The following is a 21,817-nucleotide window of genomic DNA, read 5'->3' on the forward strand; positions in this document are numbered from 1 at the left end:
CATGATCCCGAGACCTTACACGTGGCCCCCGAATTCGGAACCGCCGTGCTGCGTGCTGCTGGCGATGCTGTGCGTGGCGGTGCTGCTGGTGAGGTGCAGAGCGCTCGCCGGCGCGTTGTCCAGCGTATAGGCGCGGATGTAGTCGATCTTCATCTCGGCAGGCGTCGCCAGATGATCGGGAGGCGCGCCGGCAATGCCGCCGACCGCGAGATCGGCCAGCATGTACATTGGCTTGTGCATATCGGATGGCGTCGCCGTTTCCGCGACCTGGACACCGTCATAGGTCCAGACGAGCTTGTCCGGCGTCCACAGCATACCATAGGTGTGGAAGCCGGCGGTATCCATGGTATTCACCGTCAATGTCACCTTGGTGTGCGTTCCCGTTTCATTCGAGTGCGCCGTCATGATCAACGAGTTCGGGTCCTGTCCGCGCGTTTCGATCACATCCAGTTCCGGCGGCCACGAGCCGTCTGCCGGCAGCAGCCAGAAGGCCGGCCAGGCGCCGGCGTTCTCGGGCAGGTCGGCGCGTATTTCGAAATAGCCGTAGGTCTGCGAGAAAGTGCTGTGTGTGTTGAGGATGCCTGACGTGTATTCGTAATTATTGATCAGCGGCTTGATGTCGGCCGGCGCCTGCGCGGCGGTGATGGTCAGCACGCCGTTGTTCACGCTGAACGGGTGGACGGAGCTCGTCGGCCCGTAATTGGCGTCGATGTACCATTGCAGCTCGCCATTGCTGGTCAATGTGCTGCCGTTCGGCGCCCCCCATGAGAAATTGGTATCCCATGTGCCACCCTGGGCATTGTGAAGATTGAGCGTGTTGAAATCGTCGCTGAAGGACAGCTTCATTCCGGACATGTCGATCGGCAACTGGAACTGGTTGGAATTCAGCTTGTCGACGGTCGTATCCTTGAACTCGAGGATCTCGCCGGATCCGAGGTTCAACAGCACGTTCGATCCCGCCTGGACCATGTTCGAGTGGATGGCGTCGAACGACGTGAAGCCATAGCCATTGAGGCGGACGGTGTCGGTGGCGGCAAAATTGGCGATCAGGTCGCTTCCGTTGCCTTTCGAGATGATGAAGGTGTCGTAGCCGCCGCCGCCGTCGATCAGAACGTCATTTCCCCGGCCGCCGTCCAGCGTCTGGTGCCCGGCCGTGGCGGTGATGATGTTGTCCAACCCGTTTCCGAAGGCGTAGTTATTGGGGTTTGTGACGATGAGGTTCTCGACATTGTCGGGGAGCTTGTAGCTCATCCATGTGCTGATCGTGTCGATGCCTGCCCCGGCGGCCTCGGCCACCTTGTTGCCCGCCCCATAGAGGTAATAGATGTCATCGCCCGTGCCACCGTGCATCGTGACGTTGGCACCGCCTGCTCCCCAGAAGGAATCGTTTCCGGCGCTGCCATACATGTCCGGCCCGGCCCCTGTCGCTGAGTACCAGTGGTTGGACGTGCCGCTATAGGGAAGAGGAACACCCACGGCGTTGACGAAGAAGCTCATCGAATAAATCCTCCTCGCGGTGCCAGGCCAGCTCGAACCGTTCGATACGAACTTCGGATGGCCGCATTGGATCAATGCTGAAAGGAACGATATCGTTCCCGGGGAATCATTACACTATTGACCATAACACCGATTTTTCGGAAGACATATACTTATTATCCGTGAAGAGAGCGCCGGTTAATCGCAGCTATTTAGTAAAATTGTGTATAAACCAGAAATTGCAAAGGATCTACTTAGATGAAGGATCTACTTGGATGAAGGGTATCCACCCGGCCCATCGCTGCCTCCCTTCTCGCCGCCAGATCCTGCGGTGGGGCGGGAAGCTTACGCCCTCAGACAGCGGCTTCAATCGGCTCGGCAAGCCTGGGATTTGAACGTGCCGCGATCAGGCAACTGGCCACGATGAGGCCCGCTCCCGCCAGCGTGGTCCAGGTCACCGCCTCATCAAAGAAGAGGAAGCCAAGCGCGATCGCCCAGATGAAGGCGGAGTATTCCGTCGGGATCAGATACTGCGCTTCCGCCCGCGCATAGGCCCAGCTCATCAGGAATTGGCCGGCGAGCGACAGTGCCGTCACTCCGGCCAGCGGAAGCCAGAGCTCGCGCGGCAGGGCAATGGCGAGCCAGGGTGCGGCGAGACCGAGGATGACCGCCACGCAAAGGTTCTGGAACAGCATGATCTCGATCGGTTTGGCCAACAGCGCCTGCTGCCGCGCAAGGATCAAATTGTAGGCATAGAACACCGTCGACACCAGCACCGCCGCCGTGCCGAGCAAGGCATCCCTGGCATGGCTTGTCTGCCCGAACTGGCCGACGACGATGATTGCGACGCCCGCAATGCCGGCCAGCGAGGCCCAGATCGCCTGACGCTGGATTCGTTCGCCCAGCAGCAGCGCGGCCAGCAGCAGGGCGAACAGCGGCGCTACGAAACTGAGCCCGATCGCCTCCGCTAGCGGCAGTCTGGCGAGCCCCCAGAAGAAGGACAGCAAGACAAAGCCGACGACCGCGGCACGCAATGCGTGCAGCCTGAGCACGGAAGGCGTGGGCAGCGTGCGCGGCCCCGCCGACCAGCCGGCGCCCGCAACCACGGTCGCGAGCATGCTGCGCCACAGCACCGTGTTGTAGACGCCGACGGCGATGACCAGGACCTTCATGGCCGCGTCCATCCCGGACAGAAGGAAGATGCCGAGCGCGCAGACAAGCACCGGGACCATGGGAGAAACGGCGCCTGCCAGGCTGGATGACTTCACGAGGCCCCTCATGTGATGGATCGCAGCCGGATATATCAGGGCCGACCGGCGGGGCCAGATGGCAGCCCCGCCGATATGGCGGTCCAACCAAGCCGGCTTGTGGCCTGATTGGGGGCCCGACTACTAAGGACCCGAACCACTGTGGCCCTGAACTGCTGGCGACCTGAATTTTCTTGCCGCGCGTGTCGATTTCGACATTGCCCGCTCGTCATATGATTGAACCAACCCAACCCAGGAGAAAGACCATGCGGTTTATGATGCTGATGATCCCCGGCGGCTACGCGGACGCCGCGCCCGATGTCATGCCCGGCGCCGAGGCGGTGGACCGGATGATGAAATACAATCACGAGCTGAAGAAAGCCGGCGTGTTGCTGGCGCTCGACGGCCTGCATCCGCCATCCTCCGGGGCGCGGGTCAGCTTCAAAGGCGGCAAGCCTGTGGTCGTCGACGGCCCCTTCGCCGAGGTCAAGGAAGTTCTGGGCGGCTATTTGGTGATCGATGTACGCTCGCGCGACGAGGCCATTGAATGGGCCCGCCGCTGCCCCGCCGGGGAGAGTGACGTGATCGAAATCCGCCAGGTCTTTGAAATGAGCGAATTTCCCGAGGACGTCCAGAAGGTGGCGGACCGCCTCGGCAGCCTGAAGGATTGACCCCCAACGCAACCATCGAAGCCGTCTGGCGGATCGAGCAGCCGAAGCTCACCGCCAGATTGGCACGCACTCTCAGGGATGTCGGGCTGGCCGAGGAAATCGCGCAGGACGCCTTCCTGCTGGCGCTGGAGCGCTGGCCTCGCGACGGCATTCCGCGCAATCCGGCCGCCTGGTTGACGCAGGTCGCCAGGAACCGCGCGCTCGACCGGCTGCGCCGCACCACCATGATCGACGGCAAACATCGCGAACTCGCCGTAGACCTCGGCGAGCTGGAGCGCGGGATTCCCGACATCGAGGGGGCGCTCGACGAGGATATCGACGACGACCTTTTGCGGTTGATCTTCACCGCTTGTCATCCCGTCTTGCCAACCGAGCAGGCCATCAGGCGGAAGCCAGCGCCGCGTTCCGCCACGCCGCCCAATTGACCCGCAATGACAGGGAACGCGCCCTGCTGCTCGCCCGCGCCACGGGGGCAGCCGATTGCGACCTTTAGCTGTCCGTTCGCCGCCAGTTGGAACCCGCTCGGGCAGGCTGGCCCTCAGCACGTCCGGTGACAGTTCACCTCCTATGCTCCGCCGCAACGCCAAGAGGTTTGGTTGGTGCGGCGCGGCGTTTCCAGCAGTTTCAGGCCAAGCCGCAACTTCTTTGCAAGAAACCCGCCAACAAAAAAGGGCGGCGCAAGCACCGCCCCGTAGCCTTGGGAGGACAATCCGATCCGGCGGATCAGGCCGCTTGCGCTTCCCCGGCGATAGCATCGGCGGCACGAGCGGCCTTCAGCACCTTGGCCCACCAGGCGACGTCATTGACCAGCGCGGCGGCGGCCTGGTTCAGGTGCTCGAGATCTTCGAGCTTCTTCTCGCCCTGGCGGACGGCAAGGAAATCGCCCCATGCGATATGGACGGCGGACTTGACCGGCGCCATCTGCAATTCGACGGCGTGGAGACGAAGCTGTTCGACAGCGCGCGAGCCACCGACACTGCCATAGCCGACAAAGCCGGCCGGCTTCTTGTTCCACTCGTTGGCGGCGTAGTCGATGGCGTTCTTCAGCACGGCCGTCGGGCCGTGATTGTACTCGGCGGCAGTGAAGATGAAGCCGTCGAATCCGGCGACCTTCTTCTGCCAGCGCTGTGCGACTTCGTTCTGCGACGGCGCCCAGGCGGAAGACGCGACCTCATCGAAGAAGGGCAGCGGAAAATCGCGCAGGTCGACGATTTCGACATCGATATCGGCATGGGCCTTGGCGATCTTGGCGATCCACTGCGTCGGCACGTCGGCGAAGCGGGCGGCGCGCGTCGAACCGATGACAATGGCGATTTTGGGCTTGGACATAAGGGGCTCTCCTTGCGGGAATTTTTGGTATCGTTTGGATACCGGCGCTATATGTGATACTGACAAACCGGCGCGCAAGGAGGCACGTTTTTGTTACTGAGGCACCCGCATGACACCGAGGACTGCCGGGCCGTGTCGGAGATCCTGCAGCGCGTCGGCGACAAATGGACCGTGCTCGTGGTCGGCAAGCTTGGCCGCGGACCGCTGCGTTTCAACGAGTTGCGCGCGGCCGTAGGCGGCATCTCGCAGAAGATGCTGACCACCACCTTGCGCGGCCTGGAGCGCGACGGCTTCGTCACCCGCAAGGTGTTTCCGACCATCCCGCCACGCGTCGACTACGAGCTGACCGAGCTTGGCCACGAGCTGCTGGTCCCGGTCGGCGCGCTCGGCGAATGGGCCCGCAAGAACACCCAACGCGTTCAGTCGGCGCGCGCCAGATTCGACGAGATGCAAGCCTGAAACCCTTGCGCGGCAAGGAGGCCGGAGTTTCGCACTGAGCGGCGGTTCGTGTTTCAAGGCGAAGTCATGGTTCCCTGAACGAGAAGTCCTGGTTCGCCCATGGCGCTCAAGGTGTGCTCACGCGCTTGGCGGTGACCACATTCCAAAAGGCAGCCGGTCAGGCTCTTCGCGCCATGGCCCCGCAAGGCGTCGAACTGCAGATCGTGCACGTCGCTGTCCGCTCCTTCACACCAGCCGTGTCACGCAGACAGGCGGTGTGCCCAAGGTCCTGTTTGACTTCGGCAGAAGCGATTATGCCGAGCAGGCAGGCGAGCGCGGCGAGAGCCGCCGCAAGCCAGCCGTTCAATAGGTGTTGACGCATTGTCTTCCTCCGACGCCCGCAGAATTGGGCGTGGAGGCAACGGCAGGATGTCGCTGACCGCATCGCTCCGCTCGCGCGATGTTACAAATGTCCGGATTGGCGGTATCGAATCAGCTTTCGGCTGGAACGACCTTCGGCTTGCCCTCGCCGTCCAGCGCCACCATGATGAAATCGGCGTGCGTGACTTTTTCCATCAGGTCGGAGAGATAGCGCTGCGCCCAGGCCTCGACCTTGAGCGTCATCGAGGTGCGGCCGACGCGTTCGACATGGGTGTAGATGCACAGCGTGTCGCCGATCTTCATCGGCTTGGCGAAGGACATCTCCTTGACCGCCGCCGTCACCACGCGACCCCTGGCCCGCTCGGCGGCGCGGATGCCGCAGGCAAGGTCCATCTGCGCCATCACCCAGCCGCCGAAAATGTCGCCCGCGGCATTGGCGTCCGAAGGCATGGCCAGCGTGCGCAGCGTCAGGTCTCCGATCGGCCGTCCGTCCGCATACTGCACCATGCGAGAAATTCCTCGATATCGATTGCCTTGAATCCCGTAGCGTCAAGGCGCCCGGAGGTCAACGCGCGACGGGGAATGTCACACTGGCAGCAGTTCATCGGGAGTTGGCTGCCCGGTCGGGGGCCAGGAAGGCGTTGATTTCGAAGGCCAGCATATCAGGAATTTCCTCCGGCATATGATGCCCACTCGGCAGTCCTTTGCCGGTGAGAGTCGAGCCTGCCCAAGGCCTCCAGACTTGCAGGACATCTCCATACAAGGCTTCAAGATCGTCTTTCAGCGACCACAACACCGCCGTCGGACACTGAATCCTGCGGCCCAACTGACGGTCTTCCGCATCGTGGACGTGGTCGATCGACAGGCCAGCCCGATAGTCTTCGATCATGCCATGGACGACGTCGGGATTGCGGATCGCTTCGAGAAAATCGGCGTACGCCTCTTGCCCCATCTCAGCCGGCGAGACGCCGTACCACTGTTCGGGACCAGCGCCTATCGCGCGCTCGGGTTTGTCTGGTTGCGCGAAGAAGAACCAGTGCCACCACGCGGCGGCGAAACGGGCGTCGCAGCGCTCCAGTGCTTCGAGGATCGGGACCCCATCCAGGATCATCAAATGCGTAACAGCCGCCGGGTGATCCATCGCCAGTCTGAAGGCCGTATAGCTTCCGCGATCATGCCCGACCAGCGCGAAACGGTCGAGCCGCAGATAATGCATCAGTTCAATGCAGTCCTGGGCCTTCGCACGTTTCGAGGACCCTGAATGATCAAACGTGTCCTCGGGAATCGATGATTGCCCGAATCCACGCAAGTCAGGGCACACTACTGTATGATCCTTCGCAAGGATGTCGGCCACCTTGTGCCAGGTGACATGCGTCCGGGGATGTCCGTGCAGCAAGAGGACTGCTGGCCCGCTACCGCCGACACGAACGCGAAGGGTCGCGTTAGAGAGGCGAACCCTCTCCAGTCGGAAACCTTCAAACATCTTGTCGAAATCAACGATGCCGCACAAGGTTCCCGGCGCAACCGCAATGGAGACCGGATAGCCGCTAGAAATAGCGCTTCAGGTTCGCGCGGATACGATCGAGAACCGTATTCCCGGACGTGTCAGGGATGAATGCCTTGCCGGTGATCGCCTCGTAGGCTTGGGCATAGACGCTGGAGGCCTGTTCGATGATCTCGTCCGGAATCCTCGGGATCGGGTCCTTGTAGGGATCGCAGCGCGCCGTCACCCACGAGCGAATGAAATCCTTGTCGAAGCTCTCCGGTCGCGTGCCATCAGCCAGCGCCTGTTCGTAGCTCCTGGCGATCCAGTAGCGGCTGCTGTCGGGCGTGTGGATTTCGTCGGCGAGAATGATCGTCCCGTCCTTGTCGGTACCGAATTCGTATTTTGTGTCGGCAAGGATCAGGCCGCGCTCTGCGGCGCGCGCCTGGCCGCGGGCGAACAGCTTCAGGGCGTAACTCGAAACTGTGTCCCACTGCTCCTGTGTAAGAAGACCCTGCTCGATGATCTCGGCCCTGGACAGCGGCTCGTCATGGCCCCCATCCGCGGCCTTGCTGGTCGGCGTGATGACCGGCTCGGCCAGCTTCTCATTGTCGCGCAGGCCGTCCGGCAGGCGCATCCCGTACATCTCCCGTTCGCCGCGCCGGTAGCGGGTCAGGATCGAGGTGCTGGTGGTCCCGGCCAGATAGCCGCGCAGGACGATCTCGACCGGCAGGATGTCGAGCCTTGTGCCGACGACGACGTTCGGGTCGGGATATTCCAGCACATGGTTCGGACAGATATCGGCCGTTTCCTCGAACCAGTACCGCGCCGTCTGCGTCAGGATCTCTCCCTTGAACGGGACCGAGGTCAGGATGATGTCGAAGGCGCTGAGACGGTCGGTGGCGATGATGATGCGCCTGCCGTCGGCAAGGTCGTAATTCTCGCGGACCTTGCCTTTGTAATAGCCCGGCAGTTCGGGAATGAAAGCATCCGACAGGACACGCATGGGTTCTCCTGCCTTGCGCAGAGTGGCCGATGCCCTCGCATAGTCCGTCGACCCCATACATATCAAGCGTGATTGTCGGTATTCCCGGCAACCCGGCTGGATATACCAGTCGCTTTTTTCACAACCGATGCCGGAAGGCCCGGCGACTTGGCGGACCCGCCGCGCCTAGGTTGGTGCCACATTCAGGAGCCACCGACGTCCACCATGCAGACCTACGATTTCATCATTGTCGGCTCCGGCTCGGCCGGCTCGGTCCTGGCCGACAAACTATCGGCCTCGGGGCGCTTCTCGGTCCTGGTGCTGGAGGCCGGCGGCAGTGACCGGCGCTTTTACGTGCAGATGCCGCTCGGCTACGGCAAGACCTTCTTCGATCCCACCGTCAACTGGAACTACAAGACCGAGCCGGATCCCGGCCTCGGCGGCAATGTCGATCACTGGCCGCGCGGAAAGCTGCTTGGCGGCTCGAGTTCGATCAACGCCATGGTCTGGATTCGCGGCGCGCGCGAGGATTTCGACGACTGGCGCGCCGCCGGCAATCCCGGCTGGGGCTATGACGATCTGTTGCCGGCCTTCAAGGCGCTCGAGGACAACGAGGCCGGCGCCGACCGATGGCGCGGCACCGGCGGCCCGCTGCACATCAGCGATACAGCCAGCGCCGTCCACCCGTTGACCAAACGCTATCTCGCCGCCGGCCAGCAGGCCGGGCTGCCGCTCAATCCCGATTTCAACGGCGCCGCCCAGGAAGGCGTCGGCATCTACCAGATCTCGACCAAAAACGGCCGTCGCATGTCGGCCGCCCGCGCCTTCCTGCGCCCGGCGATAAAGCGCGCCAATGTCCGCGTGGAGACCAATGCGCTGGCAAGCCGCATCCTGTTCGAAGGCAGGCGCGCCGTCGGCGTCGAATATCTGCGGAACGGCCAGACCAAGACGGCCCACGCCGGCCGTGAAATCATCCTGTCCGCCGGCTCGATCAACTCGCCACAGCTCATGCAGCTCTCCGGCATCGGCCCGGCGGCGCTGCTCAAAGGATTGGGCATCCCGGTCGTTCATGCCAACGAGAATGTCGGCGCCAATTTGCAGGATCATGTCGGCATCAACTATACCTTCAAGGGCAAGCTGCCGACGCTCAATCAGATCCTGCGCCCCTGGTGGGGCAAGCTTTTGGTCGGCATGCAGTACATCCTGACCCGCTCCGGCCCGCTGTCGCTGTCGATGAACCATGGCGGTGGCTTCTTCCGCACCGACCCGGCGTTTTCCCGGCCCAACATGCAGCTCTATTTCCAGGCCTTCTCGACGCTCATCCCGAAGAACGGCGAGCGGCCGATCCTGACGCCGGATCCGTGGCCGGGCTTCTCCATCGGCCTGTCCAACTGCCGTCCGTCGAGCCGCGGCGAGATCATGATCCGCTCCAGCAATCCGCTAGATTATCCCAAAATCGTCGCCAACGCCTACTCGACCAACGCCGATGTCGACGAGATGTTGGCGGCGGTGAAATTCGTGCGCAAGATCGCCTCGATGCCCGCCATGGCCGAGATCATCGCCGAAGAGGTGTTGCCCGGCCCGTCGATCCAGTCCGACGCCGACCTGATTACCGATTTCAGGAAGCGCTCCGGCACGGTCTATCACCCGGTTTCGACCTGCCGCATGGGCCCCGACCCCTCGCGATCCGTGGTCGATCCGCGCCTCAAAGTGCACGGGCTCGAAGGCTTGCGCGTCATCGACGCCTCGATCTTTCCCGACAACATCACCGGCAACACCAACGCTGCCTCGGTCATGACCGGGTGGAAGGGCGCCGAACTGGTTCTGGAGGACCACACATGAAGATCACTGATGTCAAGACATGGGTTGTCGGCAACCCGCCGCCCGGCATCGGCGGCAAGTATTTCATCTTCGTCAAGCTGACCACCGATGGCGGCGTGGTCGGCTATGGCGAAGCCTACAACGCCACCTTCTCCGCCCACATCACGGCGAAGATGATCGAGGACATGGCCGAGCGCTATCTCGTCGGCCGCGATCCGCACGACATCGAGAATTTCTTCCGCCGCGCCTATTCCTCCGGCTTCACCCAGCGCCCCGACGTTTCCGGCATGGGCTGTTTTTCCGCACTCGAAATGGCCTGCTGGGATATTGTCGGCAAGGAGGCCAACAAGCCGGTCTATAAGCTGCTCGGCGGCCAGGTGCACGAGACGCTGCGCTCCTATACCTACCTCTACCCGCACACCGGCAGCGTGCATTCCGAGGACGCGCCGGACGGCAGGAATGTCTACAACGACCCGGAGATGGCGGCGGCCTGCGCGGTCGAATATGTCGAGCAGGGATTCAATGCCGTCAAGCTCGACCCGGCCGGCCCCTACACCGCCTTCGACGGCCACCAGCCGCGCCTCATCGACATCGATGTCTCGACCCGCATGATCAAGGCGATACGCGAGGCGGTAGGCACCCGCGCCGACATATTGTTCGGCACGCACGGCCAGTTCACCGCATCGGGCGCGCTGCGCTTGGCGCGCGCCATCGAACCCTATGATCCTTTGTGGTTCGAGGAGCCGGTGCCGCCTGACATGCCCGAAGTGATGGCGCAGGTGGCGCGTGCGACTTCGATTCCGATCGCCACCGGTGAGCGGCTGACGACGAAATCCGAATTCGCCCGAGTCATCGAGAACCGCGCCGCCACCATCCTGCAGCCGGATCTCGGCCGCTCCGGCGGCATTCTGGAGACCAAGAAGATCGCCGCCATGGCCGAGGCTTATCACATCCAGGTCGCGCCGCATTGCTATTGCGGGCCGATCGTCGGTGCCGCCAACATCCAGCTCGCGGTGACGCTGCCGAATTTCCTCATCCTGGAATCGTTGAAACAGTGGGACGGTTTCCACGCCACGCTCTTGAAGAAGAAGATCGAATGGCAGGACGGCAATGTCATCCCATCGAAGGAGCCTGGGCTCGGCGTCGAGCTCAACGAGGCGGTCTGCGATGCCCATCCCTATACCGGCAAGGACCTGCATCTGCAGATGATGCAGACACCGTTGATGCCGTGAGCGAAAGCTACGCCTTCATCGGCCTTGGCCATCTCGGCGGCAACCTTGCCGCCAGTCTGATCCGCAACGGCTTTGTCGTCACCGTTGTCGACCGCGATCCCACCGCCGTCGAGCGCCTTGTCGCGCTCGGCGCCACGGCCGCCAACAGCCCGGCCGAGGCCGCTGCCCGCGTCGGCAATGCCATCACGTGCCTGTCCTCGCCGAAAGTCAGCGAGGCGGTGCTGGCTGGTCCGGGCGGATTGCTGGAAGGTCTGCCCAAGGGCGGCACCTGGATCGAGATGTCGACCAACGGTCGTGACGAGATTTTACGGCTTGCCTCCCTCGCCTCGGCCCAAGGCGTCGAGACGCTGGAATGCCCGGTCACCGGCGGCGTGCATCTGGCGGCGGTCGGCAAAATCACCGCGCTGGTCGGCGGCGACGCCATCCTCTACGAGCGCCACCGCCCGGCCATCGAAGCCATGTGCGCGAAGTCGTTCCTCATGGGCCCGATCGGCTCGGCGGCGGTGATCAAGGTCATCACCAACATGCTGGCGTTCATCCATCTGGTCGCCGCCGGCGAGGCGCTGATGCTGGCCAAGCAGGGAGGGCTCGATCTCGCGCAGAGCTACCACGCCATCGTGGCCTCCTCCGGCAACAGCTTCGTGCACGAGACCGAAAGCCAGTTGGTGCTGAACGGCTCCTATGACATCGGCTTCACCATGGACCTGGCATTGAAGGACCTTGGCTTCGCGCTCGCCATGGGCAGGGATTTCGGCGTTCCGCTGGAGCTCGCATCGCGGGTCGACGCAATCTTTCAGCAGGGCAAGGCTGCCTATGGCGGCGACGCCTGGTCGACCCAGATCGTCAAGCTGCTGGAAGACGCGGTCGGAACCGATCTTCGTGCGCCCGGTTTTCCGGCCAAGCTGGAGATTTGAGCAACATGAGCCAGCAAATGAAATCAATGCGTTGGGCAAGAATCTAGAATCATAGCCGCAACAACTTGAATCAGAGCTGCAACATCTCGACTGGTTTCCTGAGCGAGAGTTTCGATCGGATTGCATACCACGGCGATTGGCGAAAACACCCTCCACGCGGTACATCAAGGCGTTGCAACGGTGCTGTTCCGCCGCGGGCGCTCTACCCCTCCGGCAACGCCTCGCTTCAATATCTCAGCATCAACGCCCCGGGCAGGATCTCGAAGGTCGCCGGTATGCGCCCCGGCGACTCGCCGTCGATATCGACCAGCGCGCCGTTCTTTTCCACATCGCCGAGCGGTTCGACCACCACCTTCCTGCCGCGCAGGATGGTGATGGCGGGATGGTTGCGATGCCTGCCGCCATAGAGCAGCCTGATATCCCAGATCAGCTTCAGCTTGCCGGCCGCGCGCAGGATGACGATGTCGAACTGCCCGTCGGTCAGCTCCGCATCGGGCGCGATCATCATGCCGCCGCCGAAGAATTTGCCGTTGGCCACCGCCACCAGCGCCATCCGCGCCTCGACCGGCGTGGCGTCGTCGACGGTGATCCGTACGTCCTGGAAGCGGTAGCGGATGAACTCGACCACCGTGCGCCACAGGAACAGCGCCTTGGCCGACATCCTGCCCTTGCGTTTGTCGGCATTGACGGCGCGGTCGGTGGCGCCCGACAGGCCGAGGCTGGCGATGTTGATGAAGTGCCGGCTGGCCAGCGCGCCATGATCGTCGACATAGCAGATGCGGCCGGCATCGACCGCCCTTGCCTTGGCGTCGGCGATCCGTTTCAGCGTTGCGTCGATCTCCTTCGGCAGGCCGAGGCCGCGCGCGAAATCGATGCCGGCGCCGCACGGCAGCAGGCCGAGTTCGGCTGTCCTGCCGCCCTCCTCGCGGGCCTGCAGCAGGCCGTCGGCCACTTCGCTGGCCGTGCCGTCGCCGCCGGCCGCGATCACCAGGTCGAAGCCGTTTGCCGCGAGATCGAGCGCCAGCCGTTCGGCGTCGCCCTCGGCCTGCGTCTCGCGCAGTTCGAAATCGCCGAAGTGCTTTTTCAGCGCGGCGGCGACATCGGGCCAATGCCGTTTCAGCCGGCCGCCACCGGCAATCGGATTGAGTACCACCCCGACCTTCACTACGCGTCCTCCCCCGGAAGGCGCCGGACATGCCGCGCCCGATCCTTTGCCGGCCCCGATCTTAGCCGGCCCCGATCTTAGCCGGCCCCGATCTTGGCCGGCCCCGATCTTGGCCGGCATTGAAACCCGCGCCTGTCGGCAGAGCAAGGGGGCACCGTCGGTTCGTTCGCCGAAAAGCGGGGCAGGCTGTCTAAGGCCTTCGCGCCTGAATTTCCCTAGCTTCTGGCATCGGTCCCCGATAATCCCGCTATCCACAGGGGCGCGGCCATTCCCCAAACCCCTTACCCGGCGTAAGTTCAACCCATCTCAGGCGGCTACCGATTATCAAGCCGAAAGGCGAAGTGAAAGGCGGATTTCCTGAGGCCCGTACGGCCCGAAGCGAGAGCAGGCTTGCCTGTTCGAGGGACGGAAGCCGAGACCTACGGGGCCGCGGAAAGCGTGCCAACGCCGACGGCGGACCGATGCTGCCATGAAGGACGGCAAAAACCTTCGATGGCACGCAGGGCAAAGCCCGCAAGGGCCAAGACCGGCGTGGTCTGGAACGGACGTCGCCCCTGGGCGGCTTCTGGCAGGACCGTCAAAATCAAGGCCGGCATGGCGCGACGACTTTACGGAAGTTGCTGCCGCGACCGTGTCCTGATCTGACAGGGAGGCGCTGGGAGAAATCCCGGCGCCGACTGTCTTTTGGCTCTCCCACACAATTGTTGCGGTGTTTCCGGTTGGGGCTGCAACCGGAAACAAAATCAGCTAACGTTCGACGTCAATTGAAGGGGGATACTTCATGACCTTGATCCAGAAGCTTGCCGTCGCCTATGCATTCCTGTTCTTCGCGGTCGTGGCCATCGGCTACATTCCGGCCTTCAACGATGCCGACGGCAATCTGTTCGGCCTGTTCTCGCTGCAATGGTATGACGACCTGCTGCATGCCTTTTCCGGCGTCTGGGCGCTGGCCGCCGCCTTCATCTCGCACCGCCAGGCGGTGTTCTATTTCAAGCTGTTCGGCTCGGTCTATCTGTTCGACGGCGTGCTCGGGCTGATCACCGGCTCCGGCTGCCTCGATGCCGGCATCTTCATCAACGGCTTCCGCTCCCTCAACGACATTGAATTCCCCACCCGCTTCTTCGCCAACCTGCCGCACATCGTCATCGGCGGCATCGCCGTCTATATCGGCTTCTGGCTGTCGAAGCGCATCTACGACCACTTCGCCACGGCCTGACCGGCCATGGCCCGCTTGATAAAGCGCATCATCAAGGCGATCCTCTGGCTGATCGTCATCGTTATCCTGATCCCGATCGCTGGGCTCGCCTATGGCTTCCTGACGACGCCGTCGCTCGACAGGACGCCGCTGCCCGGCATTGCCGACGGCGCGCCACCCAAGGCGCTGGCCGACAAGGTGCGCGCCGAGATCCCCGGCTACCAGCGGCCGGAGGAATCGACCTTCCTCACCTATCCGGAATGGGCGATCGTCTACGCCGCGCGCGAATACGCCGGTTTCGTCGCCAAGGACCAGCCGAGCGGCTTTCCCTATTGGTCCTATGTCGGCCGCTTCTGGCAGGATTACGCGACGGTGATGCGCGCCAGTTCCCCCTACAAGTTCAACTATGCCAACCACCAGATGCTGATCATCATCGGCACCAGCCACTCGATCGAGCATATATTGCAGTGGGCCTACGAAAACACGGTCGGCCGCATCACCGAGGCGGCATCGGGCAAGCGCACCGCCGCCGACATCTACCAGGCCAAGGTGGCGGCGGATTATGCAGGCTTTCTCGACCAGGTGCCGTGGTACCAGTTTCCCTATGCGCAAAAGCGCGCCGGACTGTTTGCCGTGCAGCCGGCGCCTGGTGACAGTTCCATCCGCACCAGCGAACGCAAGCTCGCCTTCGGCCTCGCCGACACCATCAAGCAAGGGTATGCCGAGCTCATCAAGAAGGCGCTTGCCGCGACTTCCGACCCGGCCTTCCTCGATGTCCATGTCTGGGCAAAGGGGCCGGTCGGCGAGGCCACCCGCGACGAGCCCGACACCTTGCTGGAACGGGACCTGGGCCCGGACGGCACCATCTTCGTCACCAAGCGATATCAGGTCTTCACCGACATGATCCCGCGGCTGATCGACAAGGGTGTCTCCTTTGTCGAGATCGGTGGCAATGACGAGATCATGGTCACGGTGCTGTCAACCGATTCGATCGCCGTCCCCGAAGGTATGCGCATCCTGTTCAGCTATCCGCTCCCGGCGGATCCCTCGACGCGCCGCACCGGCATGGTCGTGGCCGTGCGCAAGCTGCATCTGGTGTTGCCATCGCTGATGAAGGCCGGAGCCGGGCTCGAACACGTCTACGACTATTGAGGCGACAGTCCTGCCATGCGTCGACTGATCCGGATTGTCGGCTGGCTCGCGCTCACGCTGGTCGTGCTGGTCATTGTGGCGCTCGTCGGCTTTCGCGCCGCAGCGGCTTTTCGCGAGACCCTGTCGCCGCGGGAAGCGGCTCCGGCGGGAGCATTGTTCGCGACGGTCGACGGGCTGAAGATGCACTACCAGGTCTGGGGACCGCCGGACGGATCGCCCCTGCTTTTGTTCCACGGCACGGCATCGTGGGCCGAGACCTACCGCGATATCGCAGCGCCGCTGGGTGAACAGGGCTTCCGCGTAATCGCCGTCGACATGCCGCCCTTCGGTTATTCGGAAAGACCGGCCGACCAGGACTATTCGCGCGCCGCTCACGCCAGGCGTGTCCTTGGCTTTGCCGACGCGCTCGGCCTTCGGCATTTCAGCGTCGGCGTCCACTCTTATGGTGGTGGCGGCGTGATCGAAGCCGCCTTCTCGGCTCCGAATCGCATCGATGCGCTGATTCTGCTCGACGTGGCGATTGGCCTCGGCCAGACCGAGGCTTCGGCCCTGCCGTTCGCATCCCTCCTGAAAAGGGACTGGCCACGCCAGCTCCTTACTGCCTCGACCTTCACCAATCCGCTCATGACCCGGTTCGGCTTGCGCAAATTTATCGAGAACGACGATCTCGTCACGGCGGAGCGCATCGCCATCTACACGCGCCCGCTGAACGTCAGGGGCACCACCAATGCCGTTGGTCATTGGCTGTTCAGCGGCCTCTACAATGACGAGCGGAAATCGCTTGCCGCCAACAAGGCGAACTATCGCGCCTTCACGCCGCCGGTTCTCGTCATCTGGGGGCGAGAGGATTCGACCACGCCGCTGGCCCAGGGCGAAGAGATCGCCTCGCTGTTTCCACACGCCGAACTGACCGTCCTCGATGGTGTCAACCACATCCCGCAGGTCGAGCGCCCGCATGACGTGGTGCGGCTGATCGCCAATTTCCTCAAACGGACCTTGCCGGGCACCGGGTAGGCACGCGCCGCCACGCACATTCCACGGTCGAAGCCAAAATCCCGCCTTGTTCGCGCGCAATGGAGAATGCATGTCGCCTGGAACGCGACATGCGCCTGACTGGGCTGCCGGGGGACATCTCGAAGGGACGAGACCGTGATCAAGACCGCCCTTGTCGCCATGACTATCGTCGGCTGCGACTGCGACGCCAAGCTGTGCGAATATATCGGCGAGACGCCGGCCAAGTGGTCGACCATCGCCGATTGCGAAGCCGCGATGAAAAGCCAGATCCTGCACGAGCGCAATTTCAACTATCCGCTGGTGTCCGGCATCTGTCGCGCGAAAGGTTCGGCGTCCTCATCGCACCTGGCCGCGATCGCGTCGGGCCCGGAACTGAAGCCCGCCAGCCGGATCGTCAGAACGGAAAGCCCGCTGCCGCCGGAACTCAGCCATCGGCCGAGCGTCCCGGTCGGATCGCCCACGACGGCCCTGGACGCGGCCGCTGCGCGCCCCGTCGCCTATGAACAGGTGGTGGATGGCGGCACCGGCGTGCTCTACCGCACGAAGAATGGCTACGCCGTGGTCAAGACCGATCTCGGCCGCGCCGTCTCGGCAACCGCCGACGCGGCAAAGCGCTCCGTGAACTGGCTGGCCGGCCTGGTGCCGGGCAAGCCGTAGGCCTCGCCTACATCTTCAGCTTCAGGCTCTGCCAGAACTTGTCGATCAGCGGCTTCTCGGTCGCCGCGTCCTCGCCCGCGACACGCGTAATGAACAGCAGTCCCTGGTCGGCGAGACCGTAGCCGACGATTTCGAAATAAGCGGTGTCGGTGCGGGTCTTCACCTCGGCGGTGATGCCGGTCAATTCCTTGCCGTCCGCGAGCTTGCGCGTCGTCGGCTGCTGCGTCAGCTTGGCACCCGCCTTGACCGATTCCTTCGTCATCTCCTGCAGCATCAGCTGGTTCAGCGACACCGGGTTCATCTTGCCGTATTCCTGCACCACGACGATCGTGCCCAGCGCCGAGGCCATCAGATATTGCGTGATGTTCTCGCCGAGATCGGTCTTGGTCACCGAAATGCCGCTCGGATGGTTGAAGGAGAAACTGTCGCCGGAAAAGGTCGCGAAATCGTTCTTGTCGAGCTTCACTTCGACCTGTTTGCCGTCCGGCAACGTCACATGGGCGCTCTCGCCGGCATCGATATCAACCGCCTTGCCGTCGATCGTCAGCCTGAAGGCTTTCAGGTCTTCAGCGCCGGCCGGTCCGGGGCAAAGTGCGACGAAGGCGAACACCGCCGCCGCTGATCCCATCCGCATGGAATTCTCCTCTGACTGCTAAGCCGTCCCGCTCAGCGCCTTGATGGCACGGTAGAAGGTCGAGGAAAACAGTTCCGTCGGGTCATAGTGGCGCTTTGCCGCCAGGAAAGCCGGCAGCTCGGGATAGGACGCCAGCAGCTCCTTGGCCGTATAGTGCAGCTGGTAGGGCAGGAAGAATCGCCCGCCATGCTTGATCGTTACGTCGATAAGGGCCCGCGTCAGCGCGCGCATCCTGGTATTGCCATCGGCATCGGCGGGCTGGTTGATATAGAGCACCAGCGAATAGGCCGGCTCCGGCGCATAGGTCAGCGCCACGTCCTCCTTGTGGACGATGCGCACCGAGGCGTTGAGCACCGGCAGATCCTGGTTGCGCAGGATCTCGCGCGCTTCCGCGATGAATTCGACATAGGCGGCGCGAGGAATAAAATATTCGTGCAGTATGTCGGTCTCGCTCATGAGGTCGTTGAACAGATACGGCACCGAATCGTGCATCGGGTTGTTGCGGGTGACGAGACAGGCCTCGCCCTCGGCAAGCGCGGAGGTACGCGGCACCGTGCAGCTCTCGAATTTCGGCTCCAGCGTCTTTTCGGTGAACCATTTCAGTTCCTGGAACGCACTGCCCCATTTGGCCATGTTCATGATCACCCGCTTCAGGCCGACGCCATCGGGTTCGCCGAGCGCCGGCTGGTCGGCGGGCGGCTGCTCCGCGACCTTATCGTAGCGGTAGACGATCATGTCCTCGAGGAAATTGCCCGGCGCGGTCGACAGATGGCCGTAGAACAGGCCGATGTCCTTGTTCGGCTCCAGCACCTCGGCAAAGAATTTCGGGAAATCGTCGGACTTGATGATCTCGCGCGAGGTGCGGTAGACGGCATTGTCGACGATATCGAGCGTCGCCTCCAGCACCACGCCGAACAGGCCGTAGCCGCCGACGACATGGCGGAACAACTCGCTGTTGTCGGCTGGCGAGCAGGTGGTCACCGAACCGTCGGCCAGCATCACCCGCATCGAGCGGATCGAACCGGCCACCGAGCCTGCCTGATGGTCCATGCCATGCGCGTTCACCGACAGCGAGCCGCCGACCGAAAAGATGTCGGTCGACTGCATCGCCTTCACCGCGAAAAGCGGATGCAGCATGTTCTGGATGTCGTGCCAGCACGCGCCCGGCTGCAAGGTCATTGTCTTGGCCGCGGCGTTCACCGTGACTTTGTTGAACTTTCTGAGGTCGAGAACCAGCGCATTGTCGTCGAAAGCATGCCCGCCCATCGAATGGCGGATCGCCGCCAGCGACACTTTCAGCCCGGTGGCGCGCGCGAAGGCCAGCGCCCTGGCGATGTGCTCTTCCTCGCTGACCTCGACCATGCCGTAGACCGGCGTCCTCGACAGGCCGCTGGCGTCGTTGATGTCGCCGCCTTTTGCCAGCCAGGGCAGCGACGGATCGAAGGCCGGCGGGCTGGCGATCGGCTTCAGCGGCAGCGCGATGCCGTCTATATCGGCGATGCGTCCGGTGTTCTTCGGCCCTGACGGGCCGCGCGCCAGCCGCGCCACGGTGGTACCACCCCACAGTACCGCGCCTCCGAAAACAGCCGCCCCCAGCAGCAGCCGCCGCGACAGGCGAAATCCCTTTTGTTCCTCGGCCATGCAGATCCCCCGTCAGCCAAGGGATAGCGCGGCCTTTTGGCAAAAACCATAGCGGCGCTGCCGGAACGGCGTTTTACCACCGTCGTCGCCTGGCGGTGAGTGCCCAAGGTAATGAAAATGGCCGGTCCCCGAAGGAACCGGCCAGATTGGAGCAGGGTCTCAAAAGTCCGGTCAGCAGTCGCTATGAAGCCTTCTTGATCGACGTCACCATGCCGGTCTTCTCGTCGACGGTCACCGCCACCTTGGCACCAACCTTCAGTTTCCCGACCGACGCATCAGGCGACAGCTGGTAGATCTTGCCGTCGTCGAGGGTGACCGACTTGGTTGTCGGATCGACCGCCTGGATGGTGCCCTGAACGGTCGCGGCATAGGCCGTGCCGAGGAAGGCGAGCAGAGCGGCGGTGGTTGCGAGGGTCTTCTTCATGGATAGCACTCCGTGCTGTTTCGGTTTTCCGGTACCGCTTGGGAGAGAGCAGCACCGAACGGCCCGAGACTGGAACGAGACAGCCATCATCGGCAAATCACATTGGGTGAATTTTCGCAAAGGATATCATAGGCTTAATTCCGACATATTGTCCGCGGCCGACATCATTTCAGGCCGCTTCGGTTCCTCCGGCGAGCGCATTTCTGTTCGCGAAAAGAGTCGTTTAGACGGATTGTGGCGAGCGGTAGCGATCACGGCGCGGCCGCCGCAATCCGTCTCGACCAGCATCACGAAACAGACGGCCGAGCGGTTATCGATACACATTTTGTGTCATGGATCAGTTCAGACCGCCAACTGAAACGGACGAAACTCGCGCTCCGGTTGCAAATCTGGAACGGATGCCGGATGGTGCGCCGTTACCATGAAGGGGGCCTTTCCATGAAGCTTGCAGTCCGATCCATGATGTCCTTGATGATGCTGGCGTGTGCTCCGGGATCGGCCGGCGCGCAAGCCGCGAATCCGAACGATGACAAACCGCTTATGTTTGCCACGGACGACCCCGAGATGGCGACGGCGACTGCAAAGGCTCTTGCCAGCCTGGATGAGTTCCTGGCCCTGGCCGGAACGCCGCCCTCGGGCACGGACAGGTTCAAATTGAAGGTCGAGGTGCGCGATGGGGATATCAGCGAGCACTTCTGGGTCATCCCGTTCCAGCGTACCGAAACAGGGTTCGTCGGCATATTGGCAAACGAGCCGGTAGCTGTGCGCAATGTCGTCCTCGGCCAGAACATAGAATTCACCAGGGACGATATTTCGGACTGGGGATACAGGCGCGACGGGCGGCAAGTCGGTAGCTTCACCGTGTGTGTGATGTTCAAGAGGATGTCGAAGGAAGAAGCGGACTACCTGCGCGACAAATCCGGTTACGATTGTTGATCGTTTGCCCAACCGGACTAGCTTGCGCCGATCTTGCGCACCAGTGCCGCGGTCGCCAGCATGGCACCCAGGTCCGAAATCATCGGTGCGACATGGCTGGCGTAGTCGAGCGGCACCGAAATATCAGGTAGCTCGAAAAAGTTCTTCGGTTGCGGCAGGAGCAGAAAACCGTCGCTGCCGTTGAGCGCGACACGCGCCGGCTCGTCCGGCCAGGTTTCGCCGAGCCATTTCAGCGCTTGCGCCAGCCGGCCGGTCACCAGCGGCCGCGCCGCCTCGACATTGTCGGTGCGGAACTCATAGGCGGCGTCGAGCTCAGGCACGCCGGACGGCAGTTCCTGCATCCTGGGCGCGAACATGCCGCGGAAAAAACCGATCACGCCACTGGCACGTCGCGCCGCGACCAGTATTCCCGGAAACGGCTCGAAGGCCTCGAAAGCGACGATGACGCCCTTGAACGTGGTGGTCTTGTTCTTGGTGGCGCCTCCATCCCAAAGATCGGCTTCGTACAGCTCGAAGGCAAATCCGTCATAGCGTCCTGAGATGATGTCATCGAAGCGGCTCATGGTGAAACCGCCGACCGTCTCGCGCGGCAATCGGTCAAAGGAATGCGGCGTCACGTCGTGCTGGTAGCGCATATCCCCAATGAAGCCGAAGATGATCGGCATCAGCGTCTGGCGAAACGATTGCTGCAGCCTCGCCGCCGGCCTGATTGCCCTGAAATAGACCACGATCGCCACCACCAAGCCGATGCCATAGAGAAACACATGCGGCGTCGAGAACCATTGCTCGTTGGGATCGGCGACCTTGTTGAACAGCCAGGCAATGAGCGCGACGAAGACGACCACCAGGCCAACGAACAACGGCACGCGCCACTTGACCGCGCGTGCCACCGAGGCCCTTGTCGCTTCGTAGGTCTCGATGTCCTTCTGGATGGCCGCGATATCGGCCGCGCCCGGCATGAAAGTTTCCATTGCCATCCCCCCGCTGCCGAAGCCCGCTTTGCTCCATTATGATAGCTGCTT

Annotated in this window: 22 protein-coding genes; 11 read left to right on the forward strand and 11 right to left on the reverse strand. The window is 62.8% G+C overall.

What is annotated here, in order from left to right; translation table 11 throughout:
- Positions 1 to 15: 15 nt before the first annotated feature.
- Both FJ960_RS05515 and FJ960_RS05520 read right to left on the reverse strand, forming a co-directional pair.
- Positions 16 to 1,497, reverse strand: coding sequence for a family 16 glycosylhydrolase (locus FJ960_RS05515; protein WP_140712394.1), 1,482 nt, complete (start codon positions 1,495 to 1,497; stop codon positions 16 to 18).
- Positions 1,498 to 1,829: 332 nt separating this feature from the next.
- Positions 1,830 to 2,756: a DMT family transporter gene (locus tag FJ960_RS05520; RefSeq protein WP_140505005.1), complete on the reverse strand. Its 927-nt coding sequence runs from the start codon at positions 2,754 to 2,756 to the stop codon at positions 1,830 to 1,832.
- A 233-nt stretch (positions 2,757 to 2,989) separates the two neighbouring features.
- Here FJ960_RS05520 and FJ960_RS05525 point away from each other — a divergent pair, with 233 nt between their 5' ends.
- A complete protein-coding gene (locus FJ960_RS05525; protein WP_140505004.1) occupies positions 2,990 to 3,394 on the forward strand; it encodes a YciI family protein in 405 nt (134 codons plus the stop codon).
- Complete coding sequence (locus tag FJ960_RS05530) at positions 3,391 to 3,819, forward strand: sigma factor (protein ID WP_246672628.1); 429 nt, start codon at positions 3,391 to 3,393, stop codon at positions 3,817 to 3,819. The genes FJ960_RS05525 and FJ960_RS05530 overlap by 4 nt, the downstream gene beginning before the upstream one ends.
- Positions 3,820 to 4,117: 298 nt before the next feature.
- On the opposite strand, the gene FJ960_RS05535 is transcribed toward FJ960_RS05530, so the two are convergent.
- The gene (locus tag FJ960_RS05535) at positions 4,118 to 4,723 is read right to left on the reverse strand and encodes an NADPH-dependent FMN reductase (RefSeq protein ID WP_140712396.1); all 606 of its coding nucleotides are present in this window, start codon (positions 4,721 to 4,723) and stop codon (positions 4,118 to 4,120) included.
- A gap of 90 nt (positions 4,724 to 4,813) precedes the next feature.
- Here FJ960_RS05535 and FJ960_RS05540 point away from each other — a divergent pair, with 90 nt between their 5' ends.
- Positions 4,814 to 5,182 (forward strand): helix-turn-helix domain-containing protein, encoded by a 369-nt coding sequence (locus FJ960_RS05540; RefSeq protein ID WP_140505002.1) that lies wholly within the window; start codon positions 4,814 to 4,816, stop codon positions 5,180 to 5,182.
- A 471-nt stretch (positions 5,183 to 5,653) separates the two neighbouring features.
- On the opposite strand, the gene FJ960_RS05550 is transcribed toward FJ960_RS05540, so the two are convergent.
- The 3 genes from FJ960_RS05550 to FJ960_RS05560 form a co-directional block, all read right to left on the reverse strand.
- Positions 5,654 to 6,049 carry an acyl-CoA thioesterase gene (locus FJ960_RS05550; protein ID WP_140712400.1) on the reverse strand — a complete coding sequence of 132 codons (396 nt, stop codon included), beginning with the start codon at positions 6,047 to 6,049 and terminating at the stop codon, positions 5,654 to 5,656.
- Positions 6,050 to 6,143: 94 nt separating this feature from the next.
- On the reverse strand, positions 6,144 to 7,025 hold the full coding sequence (locus FJ960_RS05555; protein ID WP_140712810.1) for an alpha/beta hydrolase: 882 nt from the start codon (positions 7,023 to 7,025) through the stop codon (positions 6,144 to 6,146).
- A gap of 64 nt (positions 7,026 to 7,089) precedes the next feature.
- Positions 7,090 to 8,031 carry a phosphoribosylaminoimidazolesuccinocarboxamide synthase gene (locus tag FJ960_RS05560; protein WP_140712402.1) on the reverse strand — a complete coding sequence of 314 codons (942 nt, stop codon included), beginning with the start codon at positions 8,029 to 8,031 and terminating at the stop codon, positions 7,090 to 7,092.
- 204 nt (positions 8,032 to 8,235) lie between these two features.
- On the opposite strand from FJ960_RS05560, the gene FJ960_RS05565 reads away from it, so the two are divergent.
- Genes FJ960_RS05565 through FJ960_RS05575 form a run of 3 tightly spaced genes read left to right on the forward strand, consistent with a single transcriptional unit; the run spans position 8,236 to position 11,977 of the window.
- Positions 8,236 to 9,852: a GMC family oxidoreductase N-terminal domain-containing protein gene (locus FJ960_RS05565; protein ID WP_140712404.1), complete on the forward strand. Its 1,617-nt coding sequence runs from the start codon at positions 8,236 to 8,238 to the stop codon at positions 9,850 to 9,852.
- Positions 9,849 to 11,063 (forward strand): mandelate racemase/muconate lactonizing enzyme family protein, encoded by a 1,215-nt coding sequence (locus FJ960_RS05570; RefSeq protein ID WP_140712406.1) that lies wholly within the window; start codon positions 9,849 to 9,851, stop codon positions 11,061 to 11,063. Before FJ960_RS05565 ends, FJ960_RS05570 begins: the two co-directional genes overlap by 4 nt.
- Complete coding sequence (locus FJ960_RS05575; protein WP_140712408.1) at positions 11,060 to 11,977, forward strand: NAD(P)-dependent oxidoreductase; 918 nt, start codon at positions 11,060 to 11,062, stop codon at positions 11,975 to 11,977. The genes FJ960_RS05570 and FJ960_RS05575 overlap by 4 nt, the downstream gene beginning before the upstream one ends.
- Positions 11,978 to 12,203: 226 nt before the next feature.
- Here the strand turns inward: FJ960_RS05575 and FJ960_RS05580 are convergent, their stop codons facing one another.
- Positions 12,204 to 13,142: a diacylglycerol kinase family protein gene (locus FJ960_RS05580; RefSeq protein ID WP_140504993.1), complete on the reverse strand. Its 939-nt coding sequence runs from the start codon at positions 13,140 to 13,142 to the stop codon at positions 12,204 to 12,206.
- 781 nt (positions 13,143 to 13,923) lie between these two features.
- Between FJ960_RS05580 and FJ960_RS05585 the strand changes: the two genes are divergently transcribed.
- The 4 genes from FJ960_RS05585 (at position 13,924) to FJ960_RS05600 (ending at position 17,160) form a co-directional block, all read left to right on the forward strand.
- Positions 13,924 to 14,358 (forward strand): hypothetical protein, encoded by a 435-nt coding sequence (locus FJ960_RS05585; RefSeq protein WP_027143311.1) that lies wholly within the window; start codon positions 13,924 to 13,926, stop codon positions 14,356 to 14,358.
- Between the two features lie 6 nt (positions 14,359 to 14,364).
- On the forward strand, positions 14,365 to 15,489 hold the full coding sequence (locus tag FJ960_RS05590) for a hypothetical protein (RefSeq protein ID WP_140712410.1): 1,125 nt from the start codon (positions 14,365 to 14,367) through the stop codon (positions 15,487 to 15,489).
- Between the two features lie 15 nt (positions 15,490 to 15,504).
- The gene (locus FJ960_RS05595; RefSeq protein ID WP_140712412.1) at positions 15,505 to 16,503 is read left to right on the forward strand and encodes an alpha/beta hydrolase; all 999 of its coding nucleotides are present in this window, start codon (positions 15,505 to 15,507) and stop codon (positions 16,501 to 16,503) included.
- Between the two features lie 135 nt (positions 16,504 to 16,638).
- Positions 16,639 to 17,160: a hypothetical protein gene (locus tag FJ960_RS05600; protein ID WP_140712414.1), complete on the forward strand. Its 522-nt coding sequence runs from the start codon at positions 16,639 to 16,641 to the stop codon at positions 17,158 to 17,160.
- A 7-nt stretch (positions 17,161 to 17,167) separates the two neighbouring features.
- Here FJ960_RS05600 and FJ960_RS05605 read toward each other — a convergent pair whose 3' ends face one another.
- The 3 genes from FJ960_RS05605 to FJ960_RS05615 form a co-directional block, all read right to left on the reverse strand.
- Positions 17,168 to 17,794, reverse strand: coding sequence for a hypothetical protein (locus tag FJ960_RS05605; RefSeq protein ID WP_140504985.1), 627 nt, complete (start codon positions 17,792 to 17,794; stop codon positions 17,168 to 17,170).
- An 18-nt stretch (positions 17,795 to 17,812) separates the two neighbouring features.
- Entirely contained in the window at positions 17,813 to 19,435 is a 1,623-nt protein-coding gene (locus tag FJ960_RS05610) for an FAD-binding oxidoreductase (RefSeq protein ID WP_140712416.1), read from the reverse strand.
- Between the two features lie 181 nt (positions 19,436 to 19,616).
- Positions 19,617 to 19,859, reverse strand: coding sequence for a DUF1344 domain-containing protein (locus FJ960_RS05615; protein ID WP_140712418.1), 243 nt, complete (start codon positions 19,857 to 19,859; stop codon positions 19,617 to 19,619).
- 438 nt (positions 19,860 to 20,297) lie between these two features.
- Between FJ960_RS05615 and FJ960_RS05620 the strand changes: the two genes are divergently transcribed.
- Positions 20,298 to 20,795: a DUF2314 domain-containing protein gene (locus FJ960_RS05620; RefSeq protein ID WP_140712420.1), complete on the forward strand. Its 498-nt coding sequence runs from the start codon at positions 20,298 to 20,300 to the stop codon at positions 20,793 to 20,795.
- Between the two features lie 17 nt (positions 20,796 to 20,812).
- On the opposite strand, the gene FJ960_RS05625 is transcribed toward FJ960_RS05620, so the two are convergent.
- On the reverse strand, positions 20,813 to 21,766 hold the full coding sequence (locus FJ960_RS05625) for a DUF3137 domain-containing protein (RefSeq protein WP_181174156.1): 954 nt from the start codon (positions 21,764 to 21,766) through the stop codon (positions 20,813 to 20,815).
- Positions 21,767 to 21,817 lie beyond the last annotated feature (51 nt).

The organism is Mesorhizobium sp. B2-3-11, from assembly GCF_006442215.1.
Lineage (GTDB): Bacteria > Pseudomonadota > Alphaproteobacteria > Rhizobiales > Rhizobiaceae > Mesorhizobium > Mesorhizobium salmacidum.

Bases quoted from the DNA above. Each gene is read 5' to 3' on its own strand.
- FJ960_RS05565 (WP_140712404.1), top strand. From the start codon at position 8,236: ATGCAGACCTACGATTTCATCATTGTCGGCTCCGGCTCGGCCGGCTCG.
- FJ960_RS05555 (WP_140712810.1), bottom strand. From the start codon at position 7,025: ATGTTTGAAGGTTTCCGACTGGAGAGGGTTCGCCTCTCTAACGCGACC.
- FJ960_RS05585 (WP_027143311.1), top strand. From the start codon at position 13,924: ATGACCTTGATCCAGAAGCTTGCCGTCGCCTATGCATTCCTGTTCTTC.
- FJ960_RS05615 (WP_140712418.1), bottom strand. From the start codon at position 19,859: ATGAAGAAGACCCTCGCAACCACCGCCGCTCTGCTCGCCTTCCTCGGC.
- FJ960_RS05595 (WP_140712412.1), top strand. From the start codon at position 15,505: ATGCGTCGACTGATCCGGATTGTCGGCTGGCTCGCGCTCACGCTGGTC.
- FJ960_RS05525 (WP_140505004.1), top strand. From the start codon at position 2,990: ATGCGGTTTATGATGCTGATGATCCCCGGCGGCTACGCGGACGCCGCG.
- FJ960_RS05570 (WP_140712406.1), top strand. From the start codon at position 9,849: ATGAAGATCACTGATGTCAAGACATGGGTTGTCGGCAACCCGCCGCCC.
- FJ960_RS05590 (WP_140712410.1), top strand. From the start codon at position 14,365: ATGGCCCGCTTGATAAAGCGCATCATCAAGGCGATCCTCTGGCTGATC.
- FJ960_RS05520 (WP_140505005.1), bottom strand. From the start codon at position 2,756: ATGAGGGGCCTCGTGAAGTCATCCAGCCTGGCAGGCGCCGTTTCTCCC.
- FJ960_RS05620 (WP_140712420.1), top strand. From the start codon at position 20,298: ATGAAGCTTGCAGTCCGATCCATGATGTCCTTGATGATGCTGGCGTGT.
- FJ960_RS05625 (WP_181174156.1), bottom strand. From the start codon at position 21,766: ATGGAAACTTTCATGCCGGGCGCGGCCGATATCGCGGCCATCCAGAAG.
- FJ960_RS05515 (WP_140712394.1), bottom strand. From the start codon at position 1,497: ATGAGCTTCTTCGTCAACGCCGTGGGTGTTCCTCTTCCCTATAGCGGC.
- FJ960_RS05560 (WP_140712402.1), bottom strand. From the start codon at position 8,031: ATGCGTGTCCTGTCGGATGCTTTCATTCCCGAACTGCCGGGCTATTAC.
- FJ960_RS05610 (WP_140712416.1), bottom strand. From the start codon at position 19,435: ATGGCCGAGGAACAAAAGGGATTTCGCCTGTCGCGGCGGCTGCTGCTG.
- FJ960_RS05550 (WP_140712400.1), bottom strand. From the start codon at position 6,049: ATGGTGCAGTATGCGGACGGACGGCCGATCGGAGACCTGACGCTGCGC.
- FJ960_RS05535 (WP_140712396.1), bottom strand. From the start codon at position 4,723: ATGTCCAAGCCCAAAATCGCCATTGTCATCGGTTCGACGCGCGCCGCC.
- FJ960_RS05605 (WP_140504985.1), bottom strand. From the start codon at position 17,794: ATGCGGATGGGATCAGCGGCGGCGGTGTTCGCCTTCGTCGCACTTTGC.